Origin of the sequence: Streptomyces sp. NBC_00258 (assembly GCF_036182465.1) — a bacterium.
Taxonomy (GTDB): Bacteria; Actinomycetota; Actinomycetes; order Streptomycetales; family Streptomycetaceae; genus Streptomyces.
Window position 1 is genome coordinate 5,858,555 of the sequence record NZ_CP108081.1, and the last position, 14,828, is coordinate 5,873,382.

A 14,828-nucleotide genomic window follows, 5' to 3' on the forward strand; every position below is an offset into this window, starting at 1 on the left:
TTCCTTGCCCCACCCGGCCTGCGGGCCTCACCGACCCGGTCCTCGTTATCACTCTCACCTTCAGAGTGCTAACGCCAATGATTAGCACTCGACCCATGCGAGTGCAAGCGGCTCAGGATGATCCGCAGGTGGGAGCAGGTGAGAAGAGAGCGCATACACGGCGCGTGAGCGTGCCGAAGGGCCCGCACCCCGGGGGGTACGAGCCCTTCGGAAGAAGAACGTCGCTGCAGTAAGTCGGCGCGTGCTTCAGCCGGTCGCCAGTCGGACCATGTCCGCCTGCGGCCCCTTCTGGCCTTGCGAGATCTCAAAATCGACCCGCTGACCCTCTTCCAGGGTGCGGTAGCCGTCCATCTGAATCGCGCTGTAGTGGACGAAAACATCCGCACCACCGTCGACCGCGATGAAGCCGTACCCCTTCTCCGCGTTGAACCATTTGACGGTGCCCTGAGCCATGCCTAACTCCCCTATTACTGGCCCTTGCACAGACCCGCACTTCGCGGATCCGGGTCAGACCTCACCCCCCAACGGTTGGGGGTGTGCGCCGGAACGCGTCGACCGCGGCTGAATGTATCCGTCCAACTGCCGTCTGCAACAGGTCAATCCGACGAGAATTCCGGGCACGACCGATCGGGAATATGTGAAGAATTCACGAAGATTCAGGGCAAGTCGGGCCCCATGAATGCCATAAAAGGCTCAAAAAGGCGGGGCACTTTGGCTACTTCTTGTCGGGCTTCGGGCGGGATCTCAATGCGCCCGGCGTGCGGATCGAAGCAGGTTCCCCAACTGTACCGCGCTCAACCATACAGAATTGCCCCTTCCGCTTCTCTCACGGAGGGGGCAATTCGATGAACTCTCGGTGACGGCAGTTACCGAAGGTAATGATCAGCCTCCGGCAACGCTCCCGTCGGTCAGCCGCCGGCGACGGCGGGAATGATCGACACCCCGGCCCCGTCGGGCGTCGCCGTCTCCAGCCCCTGCTCGAAGCGGACGTCGTCGTCGTTCACGTACACGTTGACGAACCGCCGCAGCTGCCCCTGGTCGTCCAGGACCCGGGCGGCGATCCCGGTGTGGTTCTTCTCCAGATCGGAGATGACCTCACCAAGAGTCGCCCCCTCGGCAGCGACCTCGGCCTTGCCGCCCGTGTAGGTACGCAGAATGGTGGGGATACGAACGTTGACGCTCATGGGGTAAGACCTCCGGTCGGGGTGCGAAGCGCCCCGTCAGGGGCGCGGGGAACTGCGCAGTCTTTGTCTTTAGGGGCGCGGGGAACTGCGCGACCAGCCCCCGCCGACCCGCAGCGAAGGAACAACGACTAGCCGAGCCCAGCTTCACGGAAGGAATCCAGGTTCGGCCGGATCGTCGCGGTCAGCCCCGTGTCGGAAGCAACCGCGTCCAAGGTCTTCAGACCATCACCGGTGTTGAGCACAACAGTGGTCAGACTCGGATCCAGCAGACCATTCTCGATCAGCTTCTTCGCCACCCCCACCGTCACACCACCGGCGGTCTCCGCAAAGATCCCCTCGGTCCGCGCAAGCAACTTGATCGCGTCGACCACCTGCTCGTCGTTCACGTCCTCCACGGCGCCACCCGTACGCCGGGCGATATCGAGAACGTAAGGACCGTCCGCCGGGTTTCCGATCGCAAGCGACTTCGCGATCGTGTTCGGCTTCTGCGGCCGTACGACGTCGTGCCCGGCCTTGTACGCCACGGACACCGGCGAGCAGCCCTCGGCCTGCGCACCGAAGATCTTGTACGGCTTGTCCTCGACGAGCCCGAGCTTGATCAGCTCCTGCAGACCCTTGTCGATCTTCGTGAGCTGCGAGCCGGAGGCGATCGGGACGACCAGCTGGTCCGGCAGCTGCCAGCCGAGCTGCTCGCAGATCTCGTACGCGAGGGTCTTGGAGCCCTCCGCGTAGTACGGCCGCAGGTTGACGTTGACGAAGCCCCAGCCCTCGCCGGCCGGGTCGCCGATCAGCTCGGAGCAGAAGCGGTTCACGTCGTCGTAGTTGCCCTCGATGCCGACGAGCTCACCGCCGTAGACCGCGGCCATGACGACCTTGCCCTGCTCCAGGTCGTGCGGGATGAACACGCAGGAACGGAAGCCGGCCCGCGCGGCGGCGGCACCCACCGCGCCGGCGAGGTTGCCGGTGGAGGAGCAGGAGAGGGTGGTGAAACCGAAGGCACGCGCCGCCTCCAGCGCCTGGGCGACGACCCGGTCCTTGAAGGAGTGCGTCGGGTTGCCGGAGTCGTCCTTGACGAAGAGCTTGCCGGCCTCGACACCCAGCTCGCGCGCCAGGTTGTCGGCCTGGACGAGCTTGGTCCAGCCGGGGTTGATGTTGGGCTTGTCGGCCACGTCCGCGGGGACGGGCAGCAGCGGCGCGTACCGCCAGATGTTCGCGGGGCCCGCCTCGATCCGCTTGCGGAGTTCCTCGGTGTCGTAGGCCGAGAAGTCGTACGCGATCTCCAGCGGGCCGAAACACTCCTCGCAGGCGAAGACCGGGCCGAGCGGGACGCGGTGGCCGCACTCGCGGCAGGAAAGCGCGGCGGCCGGACCGAGGTCGACGGAGTTCGCGGCGGGGGTGGAGTTCGTGGTGCTTGCAACTGTCTGCGCAGCCATGGAGGCGAGGCCCTTTCCTCATCTTCCTCACGACGCACTTCGCCGTGAGACGGATTTGGCACCTTCCCGAGCCGGGAGCCTCGCTGCGCTGATCGACGATGATCAGGACGAGACCGGCCGGAGGGTTGCCGGGGCTTCAACGGGCCGTATCCCTCTGCCCCTCTGGATGAGCGCTATTCGGTTGTGGTTTTGGTTGTGCACGCAACGACCCCCGACATGCGATGGTCATCAGCGTTGTTCAAGACTGTAACCGAAGGCCTGGATGGTGGAGAGAGCCGTCCGAACCGCGAGATGACAGTGACACAACCGACACTGCCGCGCGGCGGGCACACGCATCCCGAAGAACGCAAGGGAGAGCCGCACGTGCTGGAAGACGTCGAGCGCTGGCTGAGCACGCGCTCCTGGTCCGTCGAGGACCGCCCGCTCAAGAAACTCATCGCCGCGAAGCGTGCCACCGGCTCCACGGTGAGTGTCGTACTGCCCGCGCTCAACGAGGAGGAGACCGTCGGCGAGATCGTCGCGATCATCCGCCGTGAGCTGATGACCAGGAAGGTGCCGCTCGTCGACGAGATCGTGGTGATCGACTCGGGTTCGACGGACCGCACCTCCGAGGTCGCCGCCGAGGCGGGCGCCCGCGTCGTGCACCGGGACGAGATCCTGCCCCGCATACCGGCCGTCCCCGGCAAGGGCGAGGTGCTGTGGCGCTCGCTGCTCGTCACCGGCGGGGACATCGTGGCCTTCGTCGACGCGGACCTGAAGGAGTTCTCGGCGGACTTCGTCTCCGGGATCGTCGGCCCGCTGCTCACCGAACCGGGCGTGGACCTCGTCAAGGCGATGTACGACCGCCCGCTGGGCTCCGCCGCAGGTCAGGGAGGTCGGGTCACCGAACTCATGGCCCGCCCGCTCCTGAACATGCACTGGCCGCAGCTGGCCGGCTTCGTCCAGCCGCTGGGCGGGGAGTACGCGGCCCGCCGCTCCCTCCTCGAACAGCTCCCGTTCCCCGTCGGGTACGGCGTCGAGCTGGGCATGCTGGTCGACGCGCTGCACCTGGTGGGCCTCGACGCCCTGGCCCAGGTCGACGTCGGCGTCCGCAAACACCGCCACCAGGACGGCCAGGCCCTGGGCCGCATGTCCGCCGCGATCTACCGCACCGCCCAGCTCCGCCTGGCCCGCGGCCACATGATCCGCCCCTCCCTGACCCAGTTCGAACGCGGCGAGCACGGCTTCGAGCCGCGCACGTACTCGGTGGACATGGAGGAGAGGCCGCCGATGGCGGACATCGAGGAGTACGTGGAAAGGAAAGCGGCGTGAGGAGCGCCACGTAAGGGGCGCGGGGCCGTGACATTTGCGGCTCCGCCGCGGGGCGCGACCAGCCCCCGCCGGCGGTCAGACGACCCACAACCTCGCCCCCACGGCGAGTGGGAACGTTTGAGCGTTTCCACCGGGGGCTAGATTTCGAGGCATGGTCTCCACCCGCGGCACTCACAACATCCTGGTCGCCTCCAACCGCGGCCCGGTCTCGTACACCCAGGACGAGACCGGGGCGCTCACGGCCAAGCGCGGCGGAGGCGGCCTCGTGTCCGGGCTCTCCGCGATCGGCCCGGACGCGGGCGCCCTGTGGGTGTGCTCGGCCCTCGGCGACGGCGACCGCGAGGCCGTACGACGCGGGGTGGGCGAAGACGGCGTACGGATGCTGGACATCGACGCCGAAACCCACGCCGCCGCGTACAACGGCATCGCCAACTCCGCGCTGTGGTTCGTCCACCACCTGCTCTACCAGACACCGCTGGAGCCGGTCTTCGACAAGGAGTTCCGGCGCCAGTGGGCGGCGTACGAGACGTACAACCACGCCTTCGCCGAGGCGCTCGCCGAGGAGGCCGCGGAGGGCGCGGCCGTCCTCGTGCAGGACTACCACCTGGTTCTCGTCCCGCGGATGCTCCGCGAGCTCCGCCCCGACCTGCGGATCGGGCACTTCTCGCACACGCCGTGGGCACCGCCGGAGTACTTCCGGCTGCTGCCGGACGACATCGCGGCGAAGGTGCTCGGCGGGATCCTCGGGGCGGACCGGGCCGCGTTCCTCACCCAGCGGTGGGCGGACGCGTTCACCGACTGCTGTCACGCCGTCCTGGGTCCCGGGATCCCCTCCGGTACGCGGATCGGGGTGCACGGTCTCGGGGCGGACGCGGACTTCCTGCGCGAGCGCTCGCACCGGCCTGACGTGGACGAGCGGCTGGCGGTACTGCGCGAGCAGATCGGCAAGGCCCCCGACGGCACCGCCCGGAAGGCGATCGTGCGGGTGGACCGGACCGAGCTGTCCAAGAACATCGTGCGCGGGCTGCTGGCGTTCCGGGAGCTGCTGGAGGAGCGGCCGGAGTGGCGCGAGCGGGTGGTGCACGTGGCGTTCGCGTACCCGTCGCGGCAGGACCTGGCGGTCTACCGCGACTACATGGCCGAGGTCCAGCGGGTCTCGGACGAGATCAACGCCCAGTACGGAACGCCGGGTTGGACCCCGGTCCTGCTGAACCTCAAGGACGACTTCGCGCGCTCCCTGGCCTCCTACCGGCTGGCGGACGTGGCTCTCGTCAACCCCATCCGGGACGGCATGAACCTCGTCGCCAAGGAGGTGCCGGTCGTGTCGGACGACGGGTGCGTGCTGGTGCTTTCGCGGGAGGCGGGGGCGTACGAGGAGTTGGGCGAGGATGCGATCGTGGTGAACCCGTACGACGTTTCGGGCACGGCCCTGGCGTTGCACGAGGCGTTGACGATGCCGGTGGGGGAACGGGCCGAGAGGACGAAGCGGTTGGCTGTGGCCGCGACCGCTTTGCCTCCGGCGCAGTGGTTCTTGGACCAGCTTCAGGCGCTGGACTCGTAGGGCTCGCTGCCGCGGGTTGTTTGGACCGTGCGGGTGCGTGGGGGCCGGTCGCGCCCCGCGGCGGAGCCGCAAATGTCACCGCCCCGCGCCCCTAAAGGCTTATGAGGCCAGCTCAGTCGCCAGTGCCGCCAGTAGGTGGACTACCCCTTCCGGGCCGTCCACCACCAGGTCCGCTCGGTCTGACAGTTCCGTCACCTCGTTGCTGCCGCTGCAGACGAGGAGGCCGGGGATGCCGTCGGAGCGGAGTTTGTCGACGGCGGCGAAGGCGGGGAGGTCGCCCAGGTCGTCGCCGCAGTACATGACCGACTCGGCGCCGACGTCGCGTACGTACTCTCCGAGCGCGACGCCCTTGTCCATGCCGGGCGGGCGCAGTTCCAGCACCATTCTTCCCGACTCGACGATCAGGCCGTGGCGGGTGGCGAGTTCGGCGAGGGGTTCTCGGAGGGCCTCGAAGGCGGCCTGGGGGTCCTGGGCGCGGCGGGTGTGGACCGCGACGGCCCGCCCCTTCTCCTCGATCCAGGTGCCCTGCCAGGCTCCGATGGAGTCGAGGAACCCGGGGAGTTCGGCGCGGGCCTCGGCGACGCCGGGGTGGGGAGCGGGCGCCTGGACGGTGCCGGTGACGGCGTCCCAGCGTTCCGCACCGTAGTGGCCGAGCACGACGAGGTGCTCCAGGCCGGGGACTCCGGCGAAGCCGCCGTGGCGTACGGCCACGCCGGCCGGGCGTCCGGTGACGACGGCGACGGAGGCGACCTTCGGGGCGAGGGCCGCCAGGGCGGGTACGGCGTCCGGGTGGGCGCGGGCCTGTTCGGGGTCCGGGACGATCGGGGCGAGGGTGCCGTCGAAGTCGAAGGCGAGGACTGCCCTGGCGGGCCGCGCGATGATGGCTTCGAGGCCGTCTCGGCCCGCCGGGGTCACGGGGGTCGGCATCGACGATGACTCGGGGTGACTGGCCATGCTGCGACCCTATCCGCGGGCGGGAAGTCTTTCGCCCCCGCCGCCCCTACCCGTTCCCTTCCCTTTCGGGGGCCGGCCCCCGAACCCCCGCTCCTCAAACGCCGGAGGGGCTGGAGATTACGCGGCCCGGGCCGACAACTTCAGCCCGTCCGGCGTTTGAGGACGAGCGCGTCAGCGGGATACGGGGGTTCGGGGGCAGAGCCCCTGAGTAAGGGAAGGGAACGGGTAGGGGCGGCGGGGGCGAGGAAAAGCCCTCAGCCCTCCCTCTCGGCCCGGCGTACATCCCTCACTCGCCGCAGTCGGTTGACCGTGACCGGGTCGTGGGCCAAGGCCCGCGGCGCGTCCAGGAGGGCGTTCAGGAGTTGGTAGTAGCGGACGGGGGCCAGCCCCAGTTCCTCCCGTATCGCCCGCTCCTTGGCCCCCGGCGTCGACCACCCACGCCGCTCCAGCGCGAGAACGGCAAGCTCCTGGGAGGTCAGCTCCTCGTCATCCATGCCGGGCACGCTAGCCGCTGCCACCGACAGAACTACCCCGCGCTCTCCTCCGCGGCAGCAACCCTCTGCAGCTGCCCCAGGATCGCCGCCGGACTGCCCTTCGGCCCCACGGCCTTGCCTATCTGCTGCTTGATGTCCGCGCTGACGGACGCCCAGGACGTCTTGGCCACGGGATACAACTCGGCGTTGGGCAGCTCGTCGAGGAAGCCGACGAGATCCGAGTCGGACTTGTCCGCGGACATCGCCTCGGACGCCGACGTGGTCACCGGCAGCAGGTCGTACTCGTGCGAGAACTTGAGCACGTTCTTCTCGCTGTAGACGTAGTCGAGGAAGTCCCCGACCTGCTCGGCATGCCCGGGCTTCTTGAACGCCATCATCCAGTCGGCGACGCCCATCGTGGCCTTGGACCGCCCGTTGATGCCGGGCATCGGCACCATGCCGAACTTCACGCCCTTCGCCGCGGCGGCCTGCATCAGCGTCGGGTGGCCGTTCAGCATCCCGACCTCGCCGCGAGTGAACGCCGCAAAGGCCTCCGCACGGTTGAGATTCGCGGGCGCGACGGGTCCGGTGAGCCCCTTCTCGACCAGTTTCTCCTTGAGCCAGGTGAAGGTCTCGACGTTCTGCTTGGAGTCGATGCCGTACGACCCGACCGTGTCGGTGTAGCCGTCGCCGCCGCTCAGCAGCCACATCATCGTCTCGGCCTGCGCCTCCTCGGGCCCCAGGGGCAGCGCGTACGGGTACTTCACGCCACGCGACTTGAGGACCTCGGCGTCGGACGCGAGCTGGCTCCAGGTCTGCGGCGGGGTGAGGCCCGCGTCGCTGAAGAGCTTCTTGTTGTAGAAGAGCAGCCGCGTCGAGGAGGCGAACGGCATGCCGTACTGCGTCCGGTCTATCTCCCCCGCCTCGGTGAGGCGGCCAACGAAGTCGGCCTGGGTGTTGATGGAGAGCAGGTCGTCTGCCCTGTAGAGCTGGCCCTTCGCGGCGTAGTCGGCGTACGCGCCGATCTGGGCCATGTCGGGTGCGTCACCGTCGGCGACCATCTTCTTGACCTTGGCGTCCACCTCGTTCCACGAGTAGACGCTCACCTCGACCTTGACCCCGGGGTTCTTCGCCTCGTACGCCTTGGTCAGCTCGTCCCAGTACTTCTGGGAGCTGTTCGCCTCGGAGTCGCCGTAGTCGGCCGCGACCAGTCGCAGCGTGACGTCCCCGGATCCGGAGGAACCGCCACAGCCGCCGAGGGCCGCCGTCATGCCCAGCGCGGACACCACCGCGATCAGACCTGTCACTCGCCGCTGCACCGCTGTCGCCCCAACCTTGTCTTCCTGCACGGCCGATTCACCCGGCCGGCTCGCACGGCTGGTTCACACGTGCGATCTCATGCTTTCGATTCGCAATTTCGCTCTAAGGTCTACACCACGTGAGTGGACTAGACCTCTCACGGGGTAAGGGGCGACACTGTACCCGTGAGACATGTCATCGCCCTCGACGTGGGCGGCACCGGGATGAAGGCCGCCCTCGTGGGGGCGCTCGACGCCGCGCCCTCCGGGGGGACACCCCCCGTGCTGCACCGGGCCCGCCGCGCCACCGGCCGGGAGCACGGTCCGGACTCCGTCGTCGAGTCGATCCTCGCCTTCGCCGCCGACCTGCGCGCGCACGGCGAGCGCCACTTCGGCGAGCCCGCGGCGGCCGTCGGAGTCGCCGTGCCCGGCATCGTGGACGCCGACCTGGGCATCGCCGCGTACTCGGCCAACCTCGGCTGGCGCGACGTACCCCTGCGGGACCTGCTCAGCGAGCGGCTGGGCGGGATCCCGGTGGCCCTCGGCCACGACGTACGCACCGGCGGGCTCGCGGAGGGCCGGATCGGCGCGGGCCGGGGCGCGGACCGCTTCCTGTTCGTGCCGCTCGGCACCGGCATCGCGGGCGCGATCGGCATCGACGGCCGCGTGGAGGCGGGCGCGCACGGCTTCGCCGGCGAGATCGGCCACATCGTCGTACGCCCCGGCGGCACCCCCTGCCCGTGCGGCCAGCGCGGCTGTCTGGAACGGTTCGCGTCCGCCGCGGCCGTCAGCGAGGCCTGGGCCGAGGCGTCCGGCGACCCGGAGGCGGACGCGGCGGACTGCGCGAAGGCCGTCGAGTCCGGGGACCCGCGGGCCCTGGTGGTCTGGCAGGAGGCCGTGGACGCGCTGGCCGACGGGCTCGTCACCGCGCTCACCCTGCTGGACCCGCGCACCCTGATCATCGGTGGCGGTCTCGCCGAGGCCGGGGAAACCTTGTTCACACCGCTACGAGCCGCGGTCGAGCGACGCGTCACCTTCCAGAAACTCCCGTCCATCGTCCCCGCCGCACTGGGGGACACGGCCGGCTGCCTGGGCGCGGGCCTCCTGGCCTGGGACCTGCTGAGCACCACTTCCCCTTCCAACCCCGCTTCGGAGGTAACCCCCTGATGACCACTGAGCGCACTTCTCTGGCCGGGGTGCACGACAGCGCCCCTTCAGGGGCGCGGGGAACTGCGCGACCAACCCCGACCGACCCGCACGTAGTGGTCCTCTCGGGCGCCAACGTCGTACTCCCCACCGGGACGGTGCCCGGCGGCCGCGTCATCGTCGAGGGCACACGCATCGCCGGGAGCGCTCCCGTGGGCGCTCCGACGGTGGACCTGCGCAACCACTGGGTGGTCCCCGGCTTCGTCGACATGCACAACCACGGCGGCGGCGGTGCCTCCTTCACCTCGGGCACGGTCGAGGAGATCCTCAAGGGCATCCACACCCACCGCCTGCACGGCACGACGACCCTCGTCGCCTCCACCGTCACCGGCGACATGGACGGCCTCGCCCAGCGCGCCGGACTCCTCTCCGAGCTGGCCGAACAGGGCGACCTCGCGGGCATCCACTTCGAGGGCCCGTTCATCTCCCCGTGCCGCAAGGGCGCCCACTCCGAGGAGCTGCTGCGCGACCCGGACCCGGCGGAGGTCCGCAAGCTGATCGACGCGGCACGCGGCCGGGCCAGCATGGTCACGCTCGCCACCGAACTGCCGGGCGGCATCGACTCCGTACGCCTCCTCGCCGAGCACGGCGTCATCGCGGCGATCGGCCACACGGACGCCACGTACGAGCAGACGGTGGAGGCCATCGACGCGGGCGCGACCGTGGCGACGCACCTCTTCAACGCGATGCCCACGCTCGGGCACCGCTCCCCCGGTCCGATCGCCGCCCTGCTTGAGGACGAGCGGATCACGGTCGAGCTGATCAACGACGGCGTCCATCTCCACCCTGCCTCCCTCCAGCTGGCGTTCCACCACGCGGGCGGCGACCGAGTGGCGTTCATCACGGACGCGATGGACGCGGCGGGCTTCGGCGACGGGCGGTACATGCTCGGCCCGCTGGAGGTCGAGGTCAGCGAGGGTGTGGCGCGGCTCGTGGAGGGCGGTTCGATCGCGGGCTCCACGCTCACCCTGGACCGGGCCTTCAAGCGGGCGGTGACCGTGGACCGGCTGCCGATCGAGGACGTCGTCTCGGCCATCGCGGCCAATCCGGCCAGGTCACTGGGCCTGTACGACCGGGTGGGCTCGCTGGAGCCGGGCAAGGACGCGGACCTGGTGGTGCTGGACGCCGACTTCGGACTCAAGGGCGTGATGCGCCGGGGCGAATGGGTGGTGAATCCCCAACTGGGGTGATTCACGCTCCTGTTGCCGTACGGCGGTTGGCCCCCGGGACTGGGCCGACCGCCGTTCCCTTTGGCATGATCGGGCCTCCGGAACAACCGGCAAGCGCGTTCCACGCGTCTGCTTGACGCATCTCTTCGAGGGAGGTCGGCCCAGGTGATTCTCACGGTCACGCTGAACACCGCTCTCGACATCACCTATCGCGTACGGGCGCTGCGGCCGCACACCTCGCACCGCGTCACCGAGGTGATCGAACGGCCGGGCGGGAAGGGCCTGAACGTGGCCCGGGTGCTCGCCGCCCTCGGTCACGAGGTGACCGTGACGGGTTTCGCGGGCGGTGCGACCGGGCGTGCCGTCCAGGAACAGCTCACGCACACACCGGGTGTCGTGGACGCGCTGGTCCCGGTGGCGGGTGCGACCCGTCGCACGATCGCGGTGGCCGACACGGCAGCCGGTGACACGACTCAACTCAACGAGCCGGGCCCCTCGATCGCCCCGGCCGAGTGGTCCGTCTTCCAGGAGGCGTACGAGGATCTGCTGCGGTCCGCTTCGGCGGTGGCCCTCTGCGGGAGTCTGCCACCCGGGGTGCCGGTGGGGGCGTACGCCGGGCTTGTGCGCACGGCGAGGTCCTTGGCGGTTCCGGTGCTGCTCGACACGAGTGGGGAGCCGCTTCGGCGTGGGGTCGCCGCCCGGCCCGACATCGTCAAGCCGAACGCCGACGAGTTGGCTGAGCTGACCGGGGCGCATGAGGCGTCGCGGGCCACGCGGGATGCGCGTCGGCGGGGCGCGCATGCTGTGGTGGCCTCGCTGGGCTCGGAGGGACTGCTCGCGCGTACCCCGGACGGTGACTGGCGGGCCGCCCCGCCCCGCCGGGTCCGCGGGAACCCGACGGGGGCCGGGGACTCCGTGGTCGCGGGGCTGCTGTCGGGGCTGGTGGAACAGTTGCCGTGGCCGGAGCGGTTGGCCCGTGCGGTGGCGTTGTCCGCGGCGACCGTGCTGGCGCCGGTGGCGGGGGAGTTCGACCGGGCGGCGTACGAGGAGTTGGTCGCGCGGGTGTCTGTGACCGGCGAGGCCGCCGCGGCGTGAGCGCTCCGCTTGGCCGCGGGATGTTCGGCTGCGGGGCGGTGGGGGTTGATCGCGCAGTTCCCCGCGCCCCTTATGAGGCAGAGTGTCGGCTGCGGGGCGGTGGGGGCTGGTCGCGCAGTTCCCCGCGCCCCTAAAGGCAAAAGACTGCGCAGTTCCCCGCGCCCCTAAGACCAGGCCCCGTGCCCCCCAGCGGGTCGGAGCTAGTCCTTGACCTGGCCCGCCTTCAGGCGGAGCTGGTCCAGGAGGACGTTGCAGTCGTCGCCCTGCTGGCAGGAGATGGAGATGGTGTTGGTGCCCTTGGTGAGGGTGGGCCAGGAGTAGGTCTCCGTCCAGCCCTTCTCCCATTCGTTGTCCTTGGCGCCCGTGAAGTTGCCGAGGTTCAGCTTGCTGCCGAACTGCTTGCCGTTCACGGTGAGCGTCATCTTGGCGTCCTTGCCGGCGACGCTGTACCGCGTGAAGACGGTGTAGGTGCCTGCCTTGGGGATGCCGTTGACGGTCCAGGTGACCTCCGCGCCGACCTGGTTCATGCCCGTCACATAGAGGCCGCCGTCGGAGCTGGCGCCCTTGACGTCGGAGGCGGTCGTCACTCCGGGGCCCAGCTTCAGGGCCTTCGCGTCGATCTCGGGCAGGTCGGCCGGGTCCGCGGCCTGCTTCGACGGCTCCTTGCTCGGCTCGACGCTGTCGGCGGCCGACGGGGTCGAGCCCGACGCATCGCCGCCCTTGCCGTCGTCCGAGTCACCGCCGAGCATCGCGACACCGATGCCGATCACGACGGCCGCCACGACGGCGACGGCACCGATCAGCAGACCCTTGGTGTTGGGACCGCGGCCCCGGCCGCCGCCACCGTGGCCATGGCCCTGGTCGGGCATCGGCTGGTACGTGGTGGGCTCGCCGCCGTTGAAGGCCTCGGGCGCCGAGTAGTTCGCGTTCGGCTGGCCGTACGTCCCCTGCTGCTGAGGCACCTGTCCGTACTGCGCGGTGGGGGCGGTCGGGGCGGCGGGCTGGCCGTACTGGCGCTCACCGACCGGCCGGACCCTGTTGACCGAGCCGGGGTAGCCGTAGCCACCTCCGCCGCTCGGCGGCTGGGCTCCGGCGGCCTGCCCGTCGGCGTACAGATAGCCGAACGGGTCGTCGTCCTCGGGCGTGCTCGCGCCGTTGTTGCCGGGCGTCATCCCTAGGTCTCCTAGCGGGTGCGGTTCAGATGCGGTACGGGGGATCGAAAGGCGAGCCTACCCGCTCCCGCTGCCCCAAACGGGTGACTCAGCTCGCATCGCATCGCTGACCTGGGGATCAGCCCGCACGCCTGTGCGCTTTGGGACGAGACCGTTTCTCTATGTACATCCGCTCGTCGGCTGACTGCAGGACTTCGTCCGCCGTCATGCCGCAGTGTGCCCACCCGATACCGAAGCTGGCGCCGACCCGCATGGCCCGGCCGTCGACCCTGATGGGCTGGATGATCTCGTTCCGCAGGCGTACCGCGAGGTCCTGCGCGTCGGCGCGGCCGAGGCCGTCGGCGAGCACCACGAACTCGTCGCCGCCGAGCCGCGCGACCGTGTCCCCGTCACGCACCGCGCCGCCGAGCCGCCGGGCCACCTCGATGAGCACCGAGTCGCCGGCGTTGTGACCGAAGCGGTCGTTGATCGACTTGAAGCCGTCCAGGTCGCAGAAGAGGACCGCGAGCCCCTTCGTCCCGTCGTCCCGCTCGCCCTCCGGGGCGACGGTGTGGACGTGGTGGTCGTAGGCGTCGAACGCCTCGGGGCCCGGCCGGTAGTCGAAGCCGTGCCCGTTCGCGTCGTACACGCCGACCGCGGCGTGGTCGGCGGGCCCGTGCCCGTACGCGGCGTCGATCGTGTCGACCACGCCGGGCTCGATCGCCGCGGGCCGCGCGCACAGCCGGGCGCCGAGACGGGAGCGAAGCTCCGCGGAGTTGGGCAGGCCGGTGAGCGAGTCGTGCGAGGCGCGGTGGGCGAGCTGCAGCTCGCGGCGCTTGCGGTCCTCGATGTCCTCGACGTGGGTGAGCAGGAACCGCGGCCCGTCGGCGGCGTCCGCGACCACGCTGTTGCGCAGCGACACCCAGAGGTACGTGCCGTCGCGGCGACAGAGTCTGAGTTCGGCCCGCCCGCCCTCGGCGGAGGTCCGCAGCAGGGTGCCGATGTCCTCGGGGTGGACGAGGTCGGAGAAGGAGTAGCGGCGCATCGAGGAGGCGGGACGGCCCAGGAGGCGGCACAGGGCGTCGTTCGTGCGCAGGATCCGGCCGTGCTGGTCGCCGCCCATCTCGGCGATGGCCATGCCGGACGGGGCGTACTCGAAGGCCTGCCGAAAGCTCTCTTCACTGGCGCGCAGCGCCTGTTGCTCCCGCTCCAGGCGGACGAGCGCGCGCTGCATGTTGGCTCGTAGACGCGCGTTGCTGATGGCGATGGCGGCCTGGAACGCGTACATCTGCAGGGCCTCGCGGCCCCAGGCGCCGGGGTGCCGGCCGTTGCGCGGCCGGTCCACGGACAGGACGCCGATCAGCTCGCCGCAGGAGCCGCCGGGGACTCCCGGGGTGTACATCGGCGCGAAGAGTCGGTCGGCGGGGTGCCACTCGTCCTCGAAGCGCGGTGCGGGCCCGTCGGTGTACCACTGCGGGACGTCGTCCTCGTCGAGGACCCAGCCCTCCGTGTGCGGTATGAAGCGCAGATCGCCCCACGCCTCGCCCATGGTGAGCCGACGCTCCCAGGAGGTGCGGGAGCCGACGCGTCCGGTGATGAGCGCCTCGGCGGCGGAGTTCCCGGCGAGGGCGGCGACCACGAGGTCACCGTCGGGCTGTACGAGGTTGACGCAGGCGAGTTCGTAGCCGAGGCCGGTCACGACGCCGTCGGCGACGGTCTGCAGCGTGTCGGCCAGGCTGCGGGCCGTGTTCATGTCCGCCATGACCTGATGCAGCTGCCGCAGGGTCGCAAGACGGACGTACGGCTCCGACTCGGTCTCCATGCTCGCTCTCCCCGAGACGCTCGACAGCAACTCCAGAGTTATCCAGGCTTCTCGTCGGTACTCATCGCCTACTGGTCACTCACCGGCCACTTACCGGCCGGTCCCACTGATCGCCTACTGCTCGCAGCGTCCCCGCCACTGAATCACAGCGCGCTGCCCACTCGGTACACA

The 14,828-nt window shown here is 70.0% G+C and carries 13 protein-coding genes and 1 riboswitch; of the genes, 5 read left to right on the top strand and 8 right to left on the bottom strand.

The window, feature by feature from the left end:
* Nucleotides 1–246: 246 nt before the first annotated feature.
* The 3 genes from OG718_RS25935 to thrC form a co-directional block, all read right to left on the bottom strand.
* Nucleotides 247–453, bottom strand: coding sequence for a cold-shock protein (locus OG718_RS25935; RefSeq protein ID WP_007493268.1), 207 nt, complete (start codon nt 451–453; stop codon nt 247–249).
* A gap of 455 nt (nt 454–908) precedes the next feature.
* On the bottom strand, nt 909–1,184 hold the full coding sequence (locus OG718_RS25940) for a ubiquitin-like small modifier protein 1 (protein WP_143639624.1): 276 nt from the start codon (nt 1,182–1,184) through the stop codon (nt 909–911).
* 128 nt (nt 1,185–1,312) lie between these two features.
* Nucleotides 1,313–2,617, bottom strand: a complete 1,305-nt coding sequence (gene thrC / locus OG718_RS25945; RefSeq protein ID WP_200396698.1) for a threonine synthase — start codon at nt 2,615–2,617, stop codon at nt 1,313–1,315.
* Between the two features lie 15 nt (nt 2,618–2,632).
* Nucleotides 2,633–2,790, bottom strand: a riboswitch (SAM riboswitch).
* Nucleotides 2,791–2,980: 190 nt separating this feature from the next.
* On the opposite strand from thrC, the gene OG718_RS25950 reads away from it, so the two are divergent.
* Both OG718_RS25950 and OG718_RS25955 read left to right on the top strand, forming a co-directional pair.
* Nucleotides 2,981–3,928, top strand: coding sequence for a glucosyl-3-phosphoglycerate synthase (locus OG718_RS25950; protein ID WP_143639621.1), 948 nt, complete (start codon nt 2,981–2,983; stop codon nt 3,926–3,928).
* A 151-nt stretch (nt 3,929–4,079) separates the two neighbouring features.
* The gene (locus tag OG718_RS25955) at nt 4,080–5,489 is read left to right on the top strand and encodes an alpha,alpha-trehalose-phosphate synthase (UDP-forming) (RefSeq protein WP_143639620.1); all 1,410 of its coding nucleotides are present in this window, start codon (nt 4,080–4,082) and stop codon (nt 5,487–5,489) included.
* Between the two features lie 99 nt (nt 5,490–5,588).
* Here the strand turns inward: OG718_RS25955 and otsB are convergent, their stop codons facing one another.
* The 3 genes from otsB to OG718_RS25970 form a co-directional block, all read right to left on the bottom strand.
* Complete coding sequence (otsB, locus tag OG718_RS25960) at nt 5,589–6,443, bottom strand: trehalose-phosphatase (RefSeq protein ID WP_328845289.1); 855 nt, start codon at nt 6,441–6,443, stop codon at nt 5,589–5,591.
* A gap of 254 nt (nt 6,444–6,697) precedes the next feature.
* Complete coding sequence (locus OG718_RS25965; protein ID WP_143639615.1) at nt 6,698–6,937, bottom strand: DUF3263 domain-containing protein; 240 nt, start codon at nt 6,935–6,937, stop codon at nt 6,698–6,700.
* 32 nt (nt 6,938–6,969) lie between these two features.
* The gene (locus tag OG718_RS25970) at nt 6,970–8,235 is read right to left on the bottom strand and encodes an ABC transporter substrate-binding protein (RefSeq protein WP_443055356.1); all 1,266 of its coding nucleotides are present in this window, start codon (nt 8,233–8,235) and stop codon (nt 6,970–6,972) included.
* Nucleotides 8,236–8,400: 165 nt separating this feature from the next.
* Between OG718_RS25970 and OG718_RS25975 the strand changes: the two genes are divergently transcribed.
* From OG718_RS25975 to OG718_RS25985, 3 genes are all read left to right on the top strand, one after another.
* Nucleotides 8,401–9,381 carry an ROK family protein gene (locus OG718_RS25975; RefSeq protein WP_143639614.1) on the top strand — a complete coding sequence of 327 codons (981 nt, stop codon included), beginning with the start codon at nt 8,401–8,403 and terminating at the stop codon, nt 9,379–9,381.
* Nucleotides 9,381–10,610, top strand: coding sequence for an N-acetylglucosamine-6-phosphate deacetylase (gene nagA / locus OG718_RS25980; RefSeq protein WP_143639612.1), 1,230 nt, complete (start codon nt 9,381–9,383; stop codon nt 10,608–10,610). The genes OG718_RS25975 and nagA overlap by 1 nt, the downstream gene beginning before the upstream one ends.
* Before the next feature lie 144 nt (nt 10,611–10,754).
* A complete protein-coding gene (locus OG718_RS25985; protein WP_328845290.1) occupies nt 10,755–11,684 on the top strand; it encodes a 1-phosphofructokinase family hexose kinase in 930 nt (309 codons plus the stop codon).
* Nucleotides 11,685–11,884: 200 nt separating this feature from the next.
* On the opposite strand, the gene OG718_RS25990 is transcribed toward OG718_RS25985, so the two are convergent.
* Together OG718_RS25990 and cdgB are read right to left on the bottom strand one after the other, a co-directional pair.
* A complete protein-coding gene (locus OG718_RS25990; protein ID WP_143639608.1) occupies nt 11,885–12,856 on the bottom strand; it encodes a carbohydrate-binding protein in 972 nt (323 codons plus the stop codon).
* A 118-nt stretch (nt 12,857–12,974) separates the two neighbouring features.
* On the bottom strand, nt 12,975–14,657 hold the full coding sequence (gene cdgB, locus OG718_RS25995) for a diguanylate cyclase CdgB (RefSeq protein WP_143639606.1): 1,683 nt from the start codon (nt 14,655–14,657) through the stop codon (nt 12,975–12,977).
* Nucleotides 14,658–14,828: the final 171 nt, after the last annotated feature.